The organism is Nakamurella deserti (assembly GCF_003260015.1).
GTDB classification, from domain to species: domain Bacteria; phylum Actinomycetota; class Actinomycetes; order Mycobacteriales; family Nakamurellaceae; genus Nakamurella; species Nakamurella deserti.
Genome location: NZ_QCXS01000002.1, coordinates 2,887,181 through 2,902,153, shown reverse-complemented (window position 1 = coordinate 2,902,153; position 14,973 = coordinate 2,887,181). Strand labels below are relative to the sequence as shown.

Sequence of the window (14,973 nt, the reverse complement as noted above, 5' to 3'; positions counted from 1 at the left end):
CGGCCGTGGCGCTCGTCGGTCACGCCGACGTCGGCGCGGCCACGAGCCGGGCGACCGCATCCCGGGCGGTCCGGCCCACGCCGATGAGGGTCGCCGAAGCGGGACCCGTCCAGTCCCCGTGACCGAGCAGATGCAGGCGCGGGTCGGAGACCAGGCGGGTGCCGTCGACGGCGGGGTGGTCGCCGTCGCGGGCCGGCCGCAACGGGGCGAGGTGGTGCAGCGCCGGCCGGAACCCGGTGCACCAGATGATCGTGTCGGCGACGACGACACCACCGTCGGCCCCGACGACCCCGTCGGGGACGATCCGCAGGAGAGGCGGGTGGGCGACCAGCGCGCCGCGGTCGCGGGCGTCGAGCACCGACGGCACCATGACGATGTCGCCGAGCGGGCCGGCGCTGTCGGCGGTGCCGGCGGCGCGGGCGGCGATGCGTCGGGTGGCGACCTGGAAGAGCACCCGGCCGTCGACGTCGTCGGGCATGAACCGCGGCGGCCGCCGGGTGACCCAGGTGGTCCGCGCCACGGTGGACACCTCGGCGAGGATCTGGGCCGCGGAGTTGCCGCCACCGACGACGACGACGCTGTGGCCGGCGAACTCCGCCGGGTCGCGGTAGTCGCGGGCGTGCAGCTGCCGGCCCCTGAAGTCGCGCATCCCGGGGTAGTGGGGCCGGAACGGACGGTCCCAGCTCCCGGTCGCGCTGAGGACCGTGTCGGCGAGGAGCATCCCGCGATCGGTGTGTACCTCGAGCGGTCCGGTGCGGCCGGCGGCGCGGACGGCGTCCACGGTCACCCCGTGTCGCACCGGCAGCCCGTAGTGCTGCTCGTAGTCGGCGAGGTAGTCGCGGACGTGGCCGGCGGTCGGGAACCCGTCTCGCGACGGCGGCATCCGCCTGCCGGGCAACGAGGAGTGCTCGGCGGGGGAGAACAGCCGCAGGCTGTGCCACATGTGCTGCCAGGCTCCACCCGGCCCCGGGTTGCGGTCCAGCACCATGTAGTCCCGCCCCGGCTCGAACCCGGCCCGGCGGAGATGGAAGGCGGCCGCCAGACCGGCCTGCCCGGCACCGATGACCGCGACCCGGGTGCGGGCGGTCACGGGCGGCGCGGCAGGGTCGTCACGCCGTCGATCCTGCCGGAGCGTCGGCCGGTCCGGTCCGGCCCGGCCCGGTCCGGCCCGGTCCGGCCCGGTCCGGCCCGGTCCGACTCGGCCCGGACCGACGCGGCGGGTCCGATCCGACTGGACCCGGCGCGGTCCGGTCCGACCCGGACAGGCGCGGGTCCGATCGCGTCAGCGCCGCAGCTCGGCGACGAGTTCGTCCACCCGGCGGGCGATGTCGTCGCGGACCAGCCGCATCCGCTCGACGCCCTCGATGCCCCGCTCGGACGGTTCGTCGGTGTCCCACACCTCCACCGGAGTGCCGCCGACGGAGGTGACCTGCGCGTCGCGGCCGAGGACGACGACCCGGTCCGCGGCCGCGACCATGTCGTCGGTCAACTGCTGGGTGGTCCGGTCGGTGATGTCGACGCCCACCTCCAGCAGCACCTGGGCGGACAGCGCGTTGACCGCGGTCCCGGGTCGCGTTCCGGCGGAATCGACGGTCACGGTGTCGCCGGCGGACTTCCGCATCAGGCCGGCGGCCATCTGCGACTTGCCGCCGTTCTTGACGCACACGAACAGCACGTGAGGCGTGGGGGACATGTCAGTTGCTCCTCGGGACGGCGGTGGTGACAGCGGCCGACAGGGCCGCCGGCTGGGGGTGGACGGTGGGGAACCTGCGGCGCAGCCGCAGCGCGACGTGGACCAGGGCCACCAGGGCGGGAACCTCGATGAGTGGCCCGACGACGCCGGCGAGGGCCTGCCCCGAGGTGACGCCGAAGGTGCCGATGGCGACGGCGATCGCCAACTCGAAGTTGTTGCCGGCGGCGGTGAACGCCAGCGTGGTGGTCCGCGGGTACGTCATCCCGAGGAGGGGCCCCAGTGCGAACGCGAGCCCGAAGGTGACCAGGAAGTAGACGACGAGCGGCAGCGCGATGCGGGCCACGTCCCACGGCCGGTCGATGATGCGGTCACCCTGCAGGGCGAACAGCACGACGATGGTGAACAGCAATCCGTACAGCGCCCACGGCCCGAGCCGCGGCAGCACCCGGGACTCGTACCGATCGCGGCCCAGCCTGCGTTCGCCCACGGTGCGGGTGAGGAACCCTGCGAGCAGGGGGACCCCGAGGAAGATCAGCACACTGGCGGTGATGGCCCCGACGGAGAACCCGGCGCTGGTGGTGGCGAGGCCGAGCCAGCCGGGCAGCACCTGCAGGTAGAACCAGCCCAACGCCCCGAACGCCACCACCTGGAAGACCGAGTTGATGGCGACCAGGACGGCAGCGGCCTCCCGGTCGCCGCAGGCCAGCTCGTTCCAGATCATCACCATCGCGATGCAGCGCGCCAGCCCGACGATGATCAGGCCGGTCCGGTACTCGGGGAGGTCGGGCAGCATCAGCCAGGCGAGGGCGAACATCAACGCCGGCCCGACGAGCCAGTTCATCACCAGCGATGAGATCAGCAGTCGGCGGTCGCGGGCGACCTGACGGGTCCGGTCGTAGCGCACCTTCGCCAGCACCGGGTACATCATCACCAGCAGCCCGACGGCGATGGGCAGCGACACCGACCCGATGGTGACCGCGCCGAGGGCGTCGGCGATCCCCGGGACGAAGCGACCGGCGAGCAGTCCGGCGGCCATCGCGGCGACGATCCACACCGGGAGGAAGCGGTCGAGGGTGGACAGGCGGGCCAGGACCGGCGCCTCGCCGGTGGCGGTGGGCGTCGTGGCGGTGTGCGTCATGCGGTGGAGGGATCCTCGGCTGCGGTGGTGGGGAGTGCGGTCGACTGCGCGGGTGTGCTCGCGCGGATGATGGCGGCGTGCATGCCGGGCGCGGCTTCGTGGGTGAAGGTGACCTCGGCGTCCACGAATCCGGCGGTGGCGAGGCCGTCGAGGTACTCGGTGCGGGACAGGGCGCCGGCGATGCACCCGACGTAGGAGCCGCGCTCGGCGCGCTCGGCGGTGGTGAGGTGGTCCTCGGCCACGACGTCGGAGATCCCGATGCGGCCGCCGGGGACCAGGACCCGGAACATCTCGGCGAGGACGGCCGGCTTGTCGGTGGAGAGGTTGATGACGCAGTTGGAGATGACCACGTCGACGGCGTCGTCGGGCAGCGGGACGGCCTCGATCCGGCCGTTCAGGAACTCCACGTTGGTGGCACCGGCCTTCGCCGCGTTGCTCCGGGCGAGTGCGAGCATCTCGTCGGTCATGTCGAGACCGAAGGCGAAGCCGGTCGCGCCCACCCGGCGTGCCGACAGCAGCACGTCGATGCCGCCCCCGGACCCGAGATCCAGCACCCGCTCGCCCTCCTGCAGGTCGGCGACGGCCAGCGGATTGCCGCAGCCGAGGCTGGCCAGCACCGCTTCCGCGGGAAGGTCGGCGGTGTCGGCCGCGCGGTACAGCGCGGCGCCGAAGATCTCGGCGTCGTCGGCGGTGCCCGGGTCGCCGGGATCACCGAGCGCGGTCAGCGCGTCGGTCGGACCGCAGCACCCGGAACCGGAGCTCACCGCGGTCGCGGCCGCGGCGTAGCGGTTGCGGACCTGGTCGCGCAGCAGATCGGCGTCGGACAAGGCACACCTCCCATAGACGGATGTCGATGTCTTCCAGCATCACCGCAGACATAGACGATTGTCAATGTCTCACGCATACTGGGGCGGTGACGACGTCCGATGCGCCTTCCGCGGGAGTGGCCTGCTGTGCGCCCCTGACGCGCGAGCCGCTCTCCGCCGCGGCGGCGACGGAGCTGGCTCGCACGCTGAAGGCGATCGCCGACCCGGCCCGGCTGCGGCTGCTGTCGATGGTGGCCGCCCACGACGGCGGTGAGGCGTGCGTCTGCGACCTCACCGAGCCGCTCGGATTGTCGCAGCCCACCGTCTCGCACCATCTCCGCGTGCTCGTCGACGCCGGGCTGCTCACCCGCGACAAGCGCGGCGTGTGGGCCTATTTCGCCCTGGTGCCCGGCGCGCTCGAGGCGGTGGCCGCCGTCCTGGCCGGTGGGGTGCGGGCCGCCGGCTGACGTGCCCGCGCGACGCCGCCACAGGGGCTCCGGGGTCAGCCCTCGTGCCGCTGCCGGGCGATCAGGTCGGCCAGTGAGGTGGCGGGGTGTCCGATGAGGGTGGGGACGGCGTCGCTGACGCCGGCCATCTCGCCGGCGGCGATGGCGGTGTAGGTGGAGACCCAGGCGTCGACCAGCCAGTCGGGCGCGCCGTAGGAGGCGCGTGAGGCGAAGGCCTCGTCGAGGGTCTCCTCCTCGTACCGGACGTCCCGACCGGTCAGCGCGGTGAGCTTGTCGGCGATGCCGGCCAGCGTGAGCTCTTCCGGGCCGGTCAGGTCGTAGGTGCGGCCGGCGTGGTCGGCGGGGTGCTGCAGGACGACCGCCGCCACCTCGGCCACGTCGTCGCGGGCCACCGCCGACACCGCACCGCTGCCGCCCGGACCGCGGATGACCCCGTCGGTGCCGGCCAGGTCCGGCAGGAAGTCCAGGTACAGGTTGTCCCGCAGGAAGGTGAACGGCACACCGCTGGCCCGGATGTGGTCCTCGGTGGCGGCGTGCAGCCGGCCGTGGGCGAACGTCGCGTCCGGGGAGGCACCGTAGTAGCTGGTGTAGACCAGGTGCGGCACCCCCGCGGCGGCCGCCGCGTCGACGAACGAGCGGTGCTGGTCGAGCCGGTCCGCCGACTCCGCCGCCGACACCATCAGCACCGGTCCGGCGTCGGCCAGGGCGCGGGCCAGCCCGTCGGCGTCGGTGTAGGAGCCGATCGTGGACAGCTCGACGTGGGCGACGTCGGGTGCCCGGGCGGGATCGCGGACCACCAGGCGTTGGCGGACCCCGGCGGTGTCGAGCAGGCGCACGACGCGCCCGCCCAGCTGTCCGGTCGCACCGGTGACGACGACGGTCATGCGCGTACCAACCTCTCGGTGGGGCGGGGTCGCCGGTCGACGCCGGCCCGGGAGCTCAACGCCGGACGAACTCCAGGTCGAAGATCTCCCTACCCGCGGTGAGCCCACGGCGCTCGAACCGCGTGCGGGGGCGGAAGTCCGGGCGCGGCGCCCAGCCGGCGTGCCGGTTCTTCAGCTTCGGCTCGTTCGTGCAGACGGCCAGCATCTGCTCGGCGTAGGGCTCCCAGTCGGTGCCCATCCGCAGGATGCCGCCCTTCTTCAACCGGGACGCCACCAACGTGGCGAACGCCGGGTTGACCAGGCGGCGCTTGAGGTGCCGCGCCTTGGGCCACGGATCCGGGAAGAACAACCAGACCTCGGAGACCGAGCCCGGCGGGATCAGCGCCTCGAGCACCTCGATGGCGTCGCCGCGCATCAGCCGGACGTTGTCGGCGCCGGCCTTGCCGAGGTGATGGAACGTCTGGGCCACCCCGGGCTTGTAGACCTCGATGGCCAGGATGTTCACCTCGGGCCGGTTGGCCGCCATCCCCGCGGTCGCCTCGCCCATCCCGGAGCCGATCTCGACGACCAGCGGGGCGCTGCGGCCGTACAGCGACTTCAGGTCGGGCAGGCCCTGGGTGGGGTCGACGTTCCAGCGGTCGGCGTAGGTGTCCCACGCCTTGCGCTGCACCGGGTTCAGTCGGCCGCCCCGCGGGTGGAAGCTGACGACGCGGCGGAAGTGCAGCGGCAGGCCGTCGTCGGGGACCGTCAGGTGCGGCAGGCGGGTGTCGCCGGCCGGGACGTCCTCGTCGTCGTCGAACGGGATCGGCTGCGGGTCCAGGACGGCGGCGGCCGCATCCCCGTCGTCCACCGCATCCCCCTGATCCGCCGTTCCGGCCCCGTCCGCCGTTCCGGCCCCGTCGGCTGGATCCGGCCGGTCCGTGACCGCGACGGTGTCGACGGTGTCGAGGGGACCGGTGGCGTCGGCGCGGTCGTCGGTGCCGACGGGGGACGGCTGCTCGGTGGACATCGGCCCCAGGTTACGGCCGCCCGGCGACGGGTGGCGAATCGCGGGCCGGTCACCTCGGCGGGGTCCGCGACGCGCCACCGCCCCGGTCATGCGGTGCTGCGGCGCCCGTACAGCGAGATGACCACGAGGATGATCACCCCGTAGATGAGCTGCTGGATGTTGGCGCCGAGGTTGAGCACGGTCACCAGCGTGGAGACCTGGCCCAGCACCAGGGCACCTCCGACGGTGCCCACCACGGACCCGCGGCCACCGAAGATCGAGGCGCCGCCGACGACCACCGCGGCCACCGACGAGAGCAGGTAGTTGGCGCCCATGGTGGCCGACGCCTGCTGGTAGTAGCCGACGATGACGATCCCCGCGAAGGCGGCGAGGACGCCCGAGAGCAGGTAGCCGGAGATGCGGATGCGGTCCACGTTCAACCCGGCGAGCCGGGCCGTCTCGGCGGCCGATCCGACCACGAAGAGCGAGCGACCCCAGCCCGAGAACGACAGCACGAGCTGCAGCACGAGCATCAGGGCCAGCCCCAGCGGCAGGACCGCGGCCATCTGGACACCGAGGATCTCCACCTTCGCCGATGTCAGGCCGATGACGAAGTCGGGCACCACGGTGAGTTCGGAGAAGTTGAACGCCAACAGGATGGCGCCGAACAGCAGCCCGTTCATGGCGATCGTGGTGACGATGGGGGTCAGCCCGAGCTTGGCGATGACCACGCCGTTGACCAGCCCGATGAGCGCGCCGGACAGCAGTGCGGCCACGAAGGCGCCGACCGGGCCGAGCGGTCCCACCCAGGCCAGGAACGACAGGGCCGCGAACCCGATGGTGTTGGGCACCGACAGGTCGATGCCGGCCTGGATCACCGCGACGGTCTGTCCGAAGGAGGCGATCGACAGGATGAGCGCGAAGGTCGCCGTGCCGATCAGGGAGTCCACCGACACCAGGTTGGGCCGGATCAGGCCGCCCACGGCGAACAGCACCACGAAGGCGAGCAGCGGCCACACCGGGCGCGGTACCCGGGCGAGCACCGAGCGGCCGCTGGAGGTCTCCGGCGCGGCGTCGACAGCAGTGGTCACGGCGGTCACGACCGGCCGCCCTTCATCCGGAACGACAGCATCCGCCACACCACGGGAACGCCGACGACGGCCACGATGATGAGCGCGCTGATGACGTACTGCCAGTAGGAGTTGACGCCGGCGAAGAAGAGCAGGTTGCCGATCAACCCGAGGGTGCAGGCGGCGAGGATGGTCCCGATGATGCTGCCGCGACCGCCGGTGAAGGCCGCGCCGGCGAGCGCCACCGCGGCGATCGAGCTCAGCAGGTACGAGTCGCCGCTGCGGGGATCACCGGTGAGGGTGGATCCGGCCAGCAGGATGGCGCCCATCGCGGTCACGAGCCCGGCCAGCCCGAAGGCGATCAACGTGGTGCGCCGGTCGTCGAGACCGGCGGCCCGGACGCTGTCCATGCTCGACCCGACCCCGTAGATGTGACGCCCGAGGGCGGTGCGCTGCAGCAGCAGCCACAGCAGGACCGCGACGACGGCCAGCCAGACCAGCGCGATCGGCACGAACGGCACGAATTCGCCGGAGGTGGCCAGGTAGAACTCCTTGGAGATGTCGCCACCGGGCCGGTCCAGCACCTCCCGTGCGAGCGAGCCGAAGATGAACGCGCTCGCCAGGGTGACCGCGATGGCCGGCAGCCCGCCGTAGGCGACGAGAAGCCCGTTGAACACCCCGCAGGCCAGCCCCACGAGCAGCGCCAGCACCATCGCCACCGCCGTCGGCAGCGATTCGGTCTGCGACGCGAAGACCACGTTGGCCAGGCTCATCGTGGCGCCGATGGAGATGTCGATCCCGCCGACCAGCACGATGATCAGTTGACCCAGTGCGACCAGCGCCAGCGGCACGACCAGGTTGACCGCGGTCTGCAGCTGGAACCGGGTCAGCAGGCTCGGATTGATGATCACGTAGACCAGCAGGAACAGCAGGAACGCCCCGATGGGCGGGATCGCACCCTCCCGGCGCAGTCGCACGACGCCGCTGCGGTCGAGCAGCCGCCGCGGGGTGACCAGGGTGCTCACCGGGCGACCTTCGCGCCGACCGCGGCGCCGATGACGGCGTCGGCGGTGAGCCGGTCCCCGGTGAGCTCGTCGGCGACGGCGCCCTGGTACAGCACCACGACGCGGTGACACACGTGCACGAGCTCCTCCACTTCGGTCGAGAACCACAGCACGCCGACCCCCTGGCCGGCGAGGGCGACGATGGCGTTGTACAGCTCCTGCTTCGCCCGGACGTCGATGCCCCGGGTGGGGTCGTGCAGCAGGATGACGGTGCGGCTGCGGTCGAGCCACCGGCCGAACACGAGCTTCTGCTGGTTGCCGCCCGACAGCGCCCCGGAGCGCTCCAGCGGGCCACGGGTGCGGACGGCGAGCGCGGACAGCACACCGCTGATCCACCGGCCTTCGCGTGCCTCCCGGGGACGGCCACCCAGCTGCCACCAGCGCAACCACGGGGCGAGGAGGTTCTCTCCGACGCTCATCTCCAGGGCGAGGCCCTCCCGCCTGCGGTCCTCCGGGACGTAGCCGAGGCCGAGGCGGACCGAACGCATCGGGGTCGTCCGGCGGATCGTGACCCCGCCGACCGTCCAGCGGTCGGCGGTGGCGGGTACCGCACCGAACAGGGCCCGCAGCAGCTCGGCCTGGCCGTGTCCCTGGAGCCCGCCGACGCCGAGGATCTCCCCGGCGCCGAGCGAGAGCGTGAGACCCTGCAGACCGTCGGCCCGCAGTCCCTCGACCGACAGTACGACGGCGTCGGACGTGCGCGCCGGTGGTGCCGGGAAGAAGCGCTCCGCCTCCCGACCGGCCATCATCGAGATGAGCTCGTCCTCGGTCCAGCCGCCCCGGACGAATTCACCGGCCACCAGGCCGTCACGGAGAACGGTGCCACGGTCGGCGATCTCGGCGATCTCGCCGAGCCGGTGCGAGACGTAGATGACGCTGCCGCCGCGCGCCGTGAGGTCGCGGATGCGGGCGAACAGCCACGCGACCCCCGGAGGGGTGAGGGCCGACGACGCCTCGTCGAGGATCAGCAGCCGCGGCCGGCCGGCGAGGGCCCTGGCGATCTCGACCAGCTGCCGGTCGGCCAGCGACAGGGTCGCCACCGTGGCGCGCGGGTCGATGTGCGGCAGGTCCAGCTCCGCCAGCAGGGCGGCCGCGGCGTCCACGGAGAGCCGCTGGGAGAACCGGCGCAGGGCCGCGCCGTCGGGGAGGCCGAGGTTCTCCGCGACGGTCCACTCGGGTACCAGGGCCAGTTCCTGGAAGGCGCACCGGACACCCGACTGCCGCGACAGCCGTACGCTCCCCGACGCCAGCGGCGCCCCGTCGACCGTCAGCGACCCCGCGGTCGGGGCGACCGCGCCGGCCAGCATCTTGGCGACAGTGCTCTTGCCGGCGCCGTTCTCGCCGACGAGGGCGAGGACCTCGCCGGGCCGGCACTCGAAGCTGACGCCCTTGACCGCGGTCACCGGGCCGTAGCTCTTGACCAGATCGGTCGCCACCAGCATCGGGGCGGAGCCTGTGGATGACGCGGGCGTCGCGGCCGGGGCCGCGACGTCCGCCCGGGATGGGATCACGGGGACCTACGACCCGGAGTAGTACTTCAGGACCTCGTCCAGGCTGAGGTCGAGACCGGGGAAGTCGTAGCCGAGCTGGAAATTCGCCGGCTTGTCCGCCAGGCAGTAGTCGGCGGCGTTGTCGTTGGTGATCTCTAGCGGCGGGAAGTACTGGGCCTTCTCGATGGTGCCGCCCTCGAGCAGCTTGACCGCCTGCTCCAGCCCCTTGGCGTAGATGGCCGGCTGGCCGAAGACCATGTCGCCCGACAGGCCCTTCGGGCCGCTCTCCACCAGTTCGCAGGCCTCGCCGTTGTACCCGGAGCCGCCGACGACCGGGACGAAGGGCAGACCGGCGGCGCTGAACGCCTCGGGCACCCCCTGACCGCCGGTGAGGAAGGAGTACACGCCACCGATGTCGGGGTTGGATCGCAGGATGTTGGACATGGCCTCCTGTGCGGTGGCCTCGTTCCAGCCGTTGGTGTCCTGGGCGACGACGGTGGCGCCCCCGGCCTCCAGCCGCTCGATGACGCCGGGCATCGACCCCTCGTTCAGCGGCACCCCGGCGAGTCCCTCGAGCACCGCGACGTTCTTGTTCTCGCCGAGGTTCTCCAGCAGCCAGTCGGCCCCGATGGTGCCGGCGTTGGCCCAGTCGGTGGACACGATGTAGACGTCGTCCCCGTCGTAGGGTCCGCCGTTGGCGATCACCGGGATGCCCTGGGCGGCGGCCTGGGTGATCGCGGCGTCGGCACCGCTGGACGAAGCGGGATCGAAGAGGATGAGGTCGACACCGTCGGCGATGAGGTTCTGCATCGCCGCGTTCTGCTGGGCGGCATCGTTGTCGTTGGTGCGGACGATCTTGAGCTCGACCTTGTCCTTGTAGGCGGGGGAGGCGGCGAGCGCCTGCAGCGACGCCAGGCCCATCTCGCGCCAGGCCTGGCCGCCCAGCGGTTGCTCGAACCCGATCACGAACTTGCCGGCCGCCGCCGATCCGGAGGCGGCGGCGGGGGTGGACGGTGCCGGTGCGCTCGAGCAGCCGGTCACCGCGGCGATACACACGAGGGCGGTCAGACCGGTGAGAGTGCTTGTAGCGCGCGGTGTTCTGTGCACAGTTTCTCCTTTGAAACCCAGCTCCGACGAACATTGACGAACGAGTGGCGCTGACGATAGCGTAGGTTTGGCAGCGCTGCCAGTAGCGCTATCAGATTGCACCGGTCCGAGGTGACGAGGGATCCGGTGATACTCGCAACGACGCGAAAGGAGACTGGCGTGACCACTACCGAGACCGACACCGCGCGGTTCGAGCCGGATGTCGAGATCCGGGCCCGGGGGCACGGGATCGGCTGCCTCGGTGCCGGCATGATCATGGCCGAGCAGCATCTGGTGGCCTACCGGCACGCCGGGTTCCCGGTGGTGGCCATCGCGTCCCGGACGCCGGCCAACGCCCGCCGGGTGGCCGCACAGCACGGGATCGGGACCGTCCACGACGACCCGATCGCCCTGCTGGACGACGAGCGCGTCGAGATCCTCGACATCGCCTACCCTCCCGACCAGCAGCCGGCCCTCATCCGGGCGGCGCTGGCCCGTCCGCACATCAAGGCCGTGCTGGCCCAGAAGCCGCTGGCCCTGGACCTCGACGAGGCGATCGCGCTCCGCGACGAGGCGGCGGCGGCCGGCACCATCCTGTCGGTCAACCAGAACATGCGGTTCGACCAGTCGATCCGGGTGCTCAAGCAGCTCCTGGACCGCGGCGACCTGGGCGAGCCGGTGTTCGCGTCCATCGAGATGCACGCCATCCCGCACTGGCAGGGTTTCCTCGCCGCCTACGACCGCCTGACCCTGGCCAACATGAGCGTCCACCACCTCGACGCCCTGCGTCACCTCTTCGGCGAGCCGACCGAGATCTCGACCGTCGTGCGGGAGGACCCCCGCACCGAATTCGAGCACACCGACGGCATCGTGGTGTCCACCTTGCGCTTCCCGGGCAACCTGCTCGCGCTGTCCCTGGAGGACGTCTGGAGCGGTCCGCGGGAGGACGGCTATCCGTCCGACGAGTACATCTCGTGGCGCGTCGAAGGCACCCGCGGTGTCGCCAAGGGCACCATCGGTTGGCCCGACGGCTCCCCGTCGACGTTGGCCTACGCCTCGGCCGACACCACCGGCGGTCGGTGGATCACCCCCACCTGGGACACCCACTGGTTCCCGCACGCCTTCGTCGGGGTGATGGAGCAGGTGCAGTACGCGGTCGCGACCGGCACCGCGGCCGAACTGTCCGTCGCCGACAACGTACGGACCATGGCGCTGGTGGAGGCCGGCTACCGGTCCATCGCCGAGCGCCGGCCCGTTCCGCTCAGCGAGTTCCCCGTCTGAGCCGGGCGGTCCCGCCCGCACCACCGTCGATCCCGCCCGTACCGCACGCCCCCGGCAGCACCCCACCCGCAGCACCCCGAACCGGCACCGCCGTACCACCACCGCCCGGCCCCGACGACCCTCACACAGGAGTGACGACGCCCATGATCCAGGTAGGAATCTTCAGCGGGTACTTCCCCTACGACCTCGAGACCACTGCGAAGACGATCCGCAACCTCGGCTTCAACACCGTTCAGCTGGACCTGCACTTCAAGGACGTCGACCTGTCGGCGGGCCAGATCACCAAGGAGAAGGCCAAGCGGGTCGCCGACACCTTCCGCGACCACGACCTCCCGGTCTGCGCCATCTCCGGCTACACCAACATCGTGCACCCCGACCTCGAGCACCGACGGAGCAACGTCGAGCGGTTGAAGGAGATCATCCGCAACGCCCGTGATTTCGGCAGCGCCTACGTCATCAGCGAGTCCGGCACCTTCAACCCGGACAGCGAGTGGGACCACGATCCGCACAACCGCACCGAGGACGCCTACGAGCAGGTCCGGGACGTGCTGGCCGAGCTCGCCCAGGAGGCCTACGACCACGGGGCGACGTTCCTGCTGGAGACCTACGTCAACAACGTCATCGGCTCGGTCCGCGAGACCGTCCGGGTCTTCAACGACATCCGCAGTCCTGGACTGGATCTGGTGTCGGACCCGACGAACTACTTCGACGAGAACAACATCGACGACATGGACGCCGTGCTCAACGAGGTGTTCGACACCCTCGGCGACCGGGTGCGCATCGCCCACGCCAAGGACGTCAAGCGCGCCGGGGACGACAAGAGCGAGAAGCACGCCGACATCGGCGACGACGACGCCCTGGCGTCGCACACCTTCCGGGGCGTCGGCGAGATCGAGTTGCCCGCTGCCGGTCTGGGGTCGCTCAACTACGACCTGTACCTCCAGCGGCTGTCCGAGCGCAACCCCAACGTGCCGCTGATCATCGAGCACCTCGACGAATCGGACGTGCCGCGCGCGAAGAAGTTCGTGACCGACACACTCAAGGCCTACAGCATCTGAGCTGCGGTACCGGCTCGACGGAGGGAAGAGGATGGACAGATCGGCGATCGTCACCGGAGCGGGCGGTGCGCTCGGCCGCGCCACCGCGCTGCGACTGGGTGCGGACGGCTTCGGAGTGGCGGTGCTCGGCCGCCGCGGTGCGGCGTTGGACGAGACCGCCCAGCTGCTCGACGAAGCCGGCGTGCCGGTGCGCGTGCTGGAGGTGGATCTGCGCGACGCCGCGTCGATCGAGTCCGCGATCACCGCCACCGACCGGGATTTCGGCCCGGTCGGGGCGCTGATCAACAACGCGGCGATCTATCCCAGCACGCCGTTCCTGGACATCCCGTTGACCGAGTACGACGACGTCGTGACGGTCAACCAGCGCGGGTACTTCCACGCCGCCCAGGTGGCCGCCCGCGGCATGGTGCAGCGGCGCGAGGGTGCCATCGTCAACGTCGGCTCCATCACCTGGCACGGCGGCTGGTCCAACCTGGCCAGCTACGTCTCGACCAAGGGCGCCGCGGTCGCGCTGACCCGTGCGCTGGCGCGGGAGCTGGGCCCGTTCGGCGTCCGCGTCAACGCGGTGTCCCCGGGCGCGTTCCCGACGAAGGCCGAGGAGATCCAGGGCGACGCGGCGGAGTACGCCGCGCACGTCATCGAGCACCAGGCGATCAAGCGGCGCGGTACCGACGCCGAACTGGCCGCCGTGGTGAGCTTCCTCGTCGGGCCGGACGCGAGCTTCGTGACCGGCCAGACGATCAACGTCGACGGTGGATGGGTGATGGAGTGACGTACGAGGTCTTCGGGAACCGGCTGAGCCGGCGGGAACTCGCCGCCCGCACCGGTGACGTGTCCGCGGTCGCCGGGATCCGCTCGGTGGTCCTGGACGACGGGGTGCAGCGCGGGGTGCGCGCGATCGACCTGCGCACCTCGTCGGGTCTGGAGATCGAGGTGCTGATCGACCGGGCCATGGATCTCGGCTCGGCGCGGCTGCGGGGCGTGCCCTTCGGCTGGCGGTCGGGTAACGGCTTCCGTCATCCCGGGCTGCACGAACACTCCGACGAGGGCGGCCTGTCGTGGCTGCGCGCCGTGGACGGGCTGCTGGTGTCCGGGGGGCTGGACCACACGCTCTTCGGTGGGACGGTGGACGCCACCCGGTACGCCTACCCGCCGAAGGACACGGTGTCCCACGGCCTGCACGGGAGGCTGACCGCGATCCCGGCCCGCCTGCTGGAGGCGAGGGAGGTGGTCGACGGCGACCGGTGGGTGCTGCGTGTGGTGGGCGAGGTCGTCCAGGCCACCTCGTTCGGCGAACACCTGCGCCTCACCCGGACCATCGAGGTCGACATCGACGGCCGCGAACTGCGGCTGCACGACGTGGTGGACAACCTCGGCTTCGAGCCAACGCCCCACATGTTCCTGTACCACTTCAACTTCGGGTGGCCGATCGTGGACGAGGGCACGGAGTTCGTGGCCCCGATCCGCCGGCACCTGTGGGCCTCGGACTCCGTCGCCGAACAGGGCACCTCCTACCGGACCATGCCCGCACCGCAGCTGCATTTCGTCGAACAGGTCAGCGAGCACGAGCTCGTGGCCGGGCCGGACGGTCGGCACCGGGTCGCGCTGCTGCGCGGTGACCGCACGCTGGGGGTCGAGGTCGCCTGGGACGCCGCCGGGATGCCGTGCTTCTTCGAGTGGCAGAACCTGCGCAGTGGGCAGTACGCCGTCGGCCTGGAGCCCTCGACGCACCACGTCGCCGGCGACTCCGCCGCCCGCGAGGACGGATCGATGATCTGGCTCGAGCACGGCGACGCCCGTGAGTACCGGACGACGATCCGCTTCCTCGACGGTGCGGCCGAGGTCGACGCCGTGCGGGCGGCGGTCCGCGCCGCCGGTGATCAACCGGCCTGACCGACCCGGCGGACCTCCGCCCCTGCGCTGCTACCGCGATGGCAGCGCTGCCATC

At 71.7% G+C, this 14,973-nt stretch carries 15 protein-coding genes; 5 read left to right on the top strand and 10 right to left on the bottom strand.

Annotated features, from left to right (window positions below):
- Window positions 1-19: 19 nt before the first annotated feature.
- From DB033_RS13230 to arsM, 4 genes are all read right to left on the bottom strand, one after another.
- Window positions 20-1,090 (bottom strand): ArsO family NAD(P)H-dependent flavin-containing monooxygenase, encoded by a 1,071-nt coding sequence (locus tag DB033_RS13230; RefSeq protein ID WP_111767090.1) that lies wholly within the window; start codon window positions 1,088-1,090, stop codon window positions 20-22.
- A gap of 192 nt (window positions 1,091-1,282) precedes the next feature.
- Window positions 1,283-1,693, bottom strand: a complete 411-nt coding sequence (locus DB033_RS13225) for an arsenate-mycothiol transferase ArsC (protein ID WP_111767089.1) — start codon at window positions 1,691-1,693, stop codon at window positions 1,283-1,285.
- 1 nt (window position 1,694) lies between these two features.
- On the bottom strand, window positions 1,695-2,831 hold the full coding sequence (gene arsB / locus DB033_RS13220) for an ACR3 family arsenite efflux transporter (RefSeq protein WP_111767088.1): 1,137 nt from the start codon (window positions 2,829-2,831) through the stop codon (window positions 1,695-1,697).
- A complete protein-coding gene (arsM, locus tag DB033_RS13215) occupies window positions 2,828-3,658 on the bottom strand; it encodes an arsenite methyltransferase (RefSeq protein WP_111767087.1) in 831 nt (276 codons plus the stop codon). The genes arsB and arsM overlap by 4 nt, the downstream gene beginning before the upstream one ends.
- Before the next feature lie 86 nt (window positions 3,659-3,744).
- Here arsM and DB033_RS13210 point away from each other — a divergent pair, with 86 nt between their 5' ends.
- The gene (locus DB033_RS13210) at window positions 3,745-4,104 is read left to right on the top strand and encodes an ArsR/SmtB family transcription factor (protein WP_240615857.1); all 360 of its coding nucleotides are present in this window, start codon (window positions 3,745-3,747) and stop codon (window positions 4,102-4,104) included.
- A 35-nt stretch (window positions 4,105-4,139) separates the two neighbouring features.
- Here the strand turns inward: DB033_RS13210 and DB033_RS13205 are convergent, their stop codons facing one another.
- The 6 genes from DB033_RS13205 to DB033_RS20735 form a co-directional block, all read right to left on the bottom strand.
- Window positions 4,140-4,988 carry an SDR family oxidoreductase gene (locus DB033_RS13205; protein WP_111767085.1) on the bottom strand — a complete coding sequence of 283 codons (849 nt, stop codon included), beginning with the start codon at window positions 4,986-4,988 and terminating at the stop codon, window positions 4,140-4,142.
- Window positions 4,989-5,043: 55 nt separating this feature from the next.
- Window positions 5,044-5,997 carry a tRNA (guanosine(46)-N7)-methyltransferase TrmB gene (gene trmB / locus DB033_RS13200; RefSeq protein WP_205843798.1) on the bottom strand — a complete coding sequence of 318 codons (954 nt, stop codon included), beginning with the start codon at window positions 5,995-5,997 and terminating at the stop codon, window positions 5,044-5,046.
- A gap of 86 nt (window positions 5,998-6,083) precedes the next feature.
- Complete coding sequence (locus DB033_RS13195; RefSeq protein WP_157970671.1) at window positions 6,084-7,067, bottom strand: ABC transporter permease; 984 nt, start codon at window positions 7,065-7,067, stop codon at window positions 6,084-6,086.
- 5 nt (window positions 7,068-7,072) lie between these two features.
- Complete coding sequence (locus tag DB033_RS13190; RefSeq protein ID WP_157970670.1) at window positions 7,073-8,071, bottom strand: ABC transporter permease; 999 nt, start codon at window positions 8,069-8,071, stop codon at window positions 7,073-7,075.
- Window positions 8,068-9,552: a sugar ABC transporter ATP-binding protein gene (locus DB033_RS13185; RefSeq protein WP_111767082.1), complete on the bottom strand. Its 1,485-nt coding sequence runs from the start codon at window positions 9,550-9,552 to the stop codon at window positions 8,068-8,070. Before DB033_RS13185 ends, DB033_RS13190 begins: the two co-directional genes overlap by 4 nt.
- A gap of 75 nt (window positions 9,553-9,627) precedes the next feature.
- Window positions 9,628-10,707, bottom strand: coding sequence for a substrate-binding domain-containing protein (locus tag DB033_RS20735; protein ID WP_157970669.1), 1,080 nt, complete (start codon window positions 10,705-10,707; stop codon window positions 9,628-9,630).
- 159 nt (window positions 10,708-10,866) lie between these two features.
- On the opposite strand from DB033_RS20735, the gene DB033_RS13175 reads away from it, so the two are divergent.
- From DB033_RS13175 to DB033_RS13160, 4 genes are all read left to right on the top strand, one after another.
- Window positions 10,867-11,967, top strand: a complete 1,101-nt coding sequence (locus DB033_RS13175) for a Gfo/Idh/MocA family protein (protein ID WP_205843797.1) — start codon at window positions 10,867-10,869, stop codon at window positions 11,965-11,967.
- A 143-nt stretch (window positions 11,968-12,110) separates the two neighbouring features.
- A complete protein-coding gene (locus DB033_RS13170) occupies window positions 12,111-13,025 on the top strand; it encodes a sugar phosphate isomerase/epimerase family protein (protein ID WP_111767079.1) in 915 nt (304 codons plus the stop codon).
- Between the two features lie 31 nt (window positions 13,026-13,056).
- Complete coding sequence (locus tag DB033_RS13165) at window positions 13,057-13,797, top strand: SDR family NAD(P)-dependent oxidoreductase (protein ID WP_111767078.1); 741 nt, start codon at window positions 13,057-13,059, stop codon at window positions 13,795-13,797.
- Entirely contained in the window at window positions 13,782-14,918 is a 1,137-nt protein-coding gene (locus tag DB033_RS13160; protein ID WP_111767077.1) for an aldose 1-epimerase family protein, read from the top strand. Before DB033_RS13165 ends, DB033_RS13160 begins: the two co-directional genes overlap by 16 nt.
- Window positions 14,919-14,973: the final 55 nt, after the last annotated feature.

Bases quoted from the DNA above. Each gene is read 5' to 3' on its own strand.
- DB033_RS13225 (WP_111767089.1), bottom strand. From the start codon at position 1,693: ATGTCCCCCACGCCTCACGTGCTGTTCGTGTGCGTCAAGAACGGCGGC.
- arsB (WP_111767088.1), bottom strand. From the start codon at position 2,831: ATGACGCACACCGCCACGACGCCCACCGCCACCGGCGAGGCGCCGGTC.
- DB033_RS13205 (WP_111767085.1), bottom strand. From the start codon at position 4,988: ATGACCGTCGTCGTCACCGGTGCGACCGGACAGCTGGGCGGGCGCGTC.
- trmB (WP_205843798.1), bottom strand. From the start codon at position 5,997: ATGTCCACCGAGCAGCCGTCCCCCGTCGGCACCGACGACCGCGCCGAC.
- DB033_RS13185 (WP_111767082.1), bottom strand. From the start codon at position 9,552: ATGCTGGTGGCGACCGATCTGGTCAAGAGCTACGGCCCGGTGACCGCG.
- DB033_RS13170 (WP_111767079.1), top strand. From the start codon at position 12,111: ATGATCCAGGTAGGAATCTTCAGCGGGTACTTCCCCTACGACCTCGAG.
- DB033_RS13165 (WP_111767078.1), top strand. From the start codon at position 13,057: ATGGACAGATCGGCGATCGTCACCGGAGCGGGCGGTGCGCTCGGCCGC.
- DB033_RS13160 (WP_111767077.1), top strand. From the start codon at position 13,782: ATGGGTGATGGAGTGACGTACGAGGTCTTCGGGAACCGGCTGAGCCGG.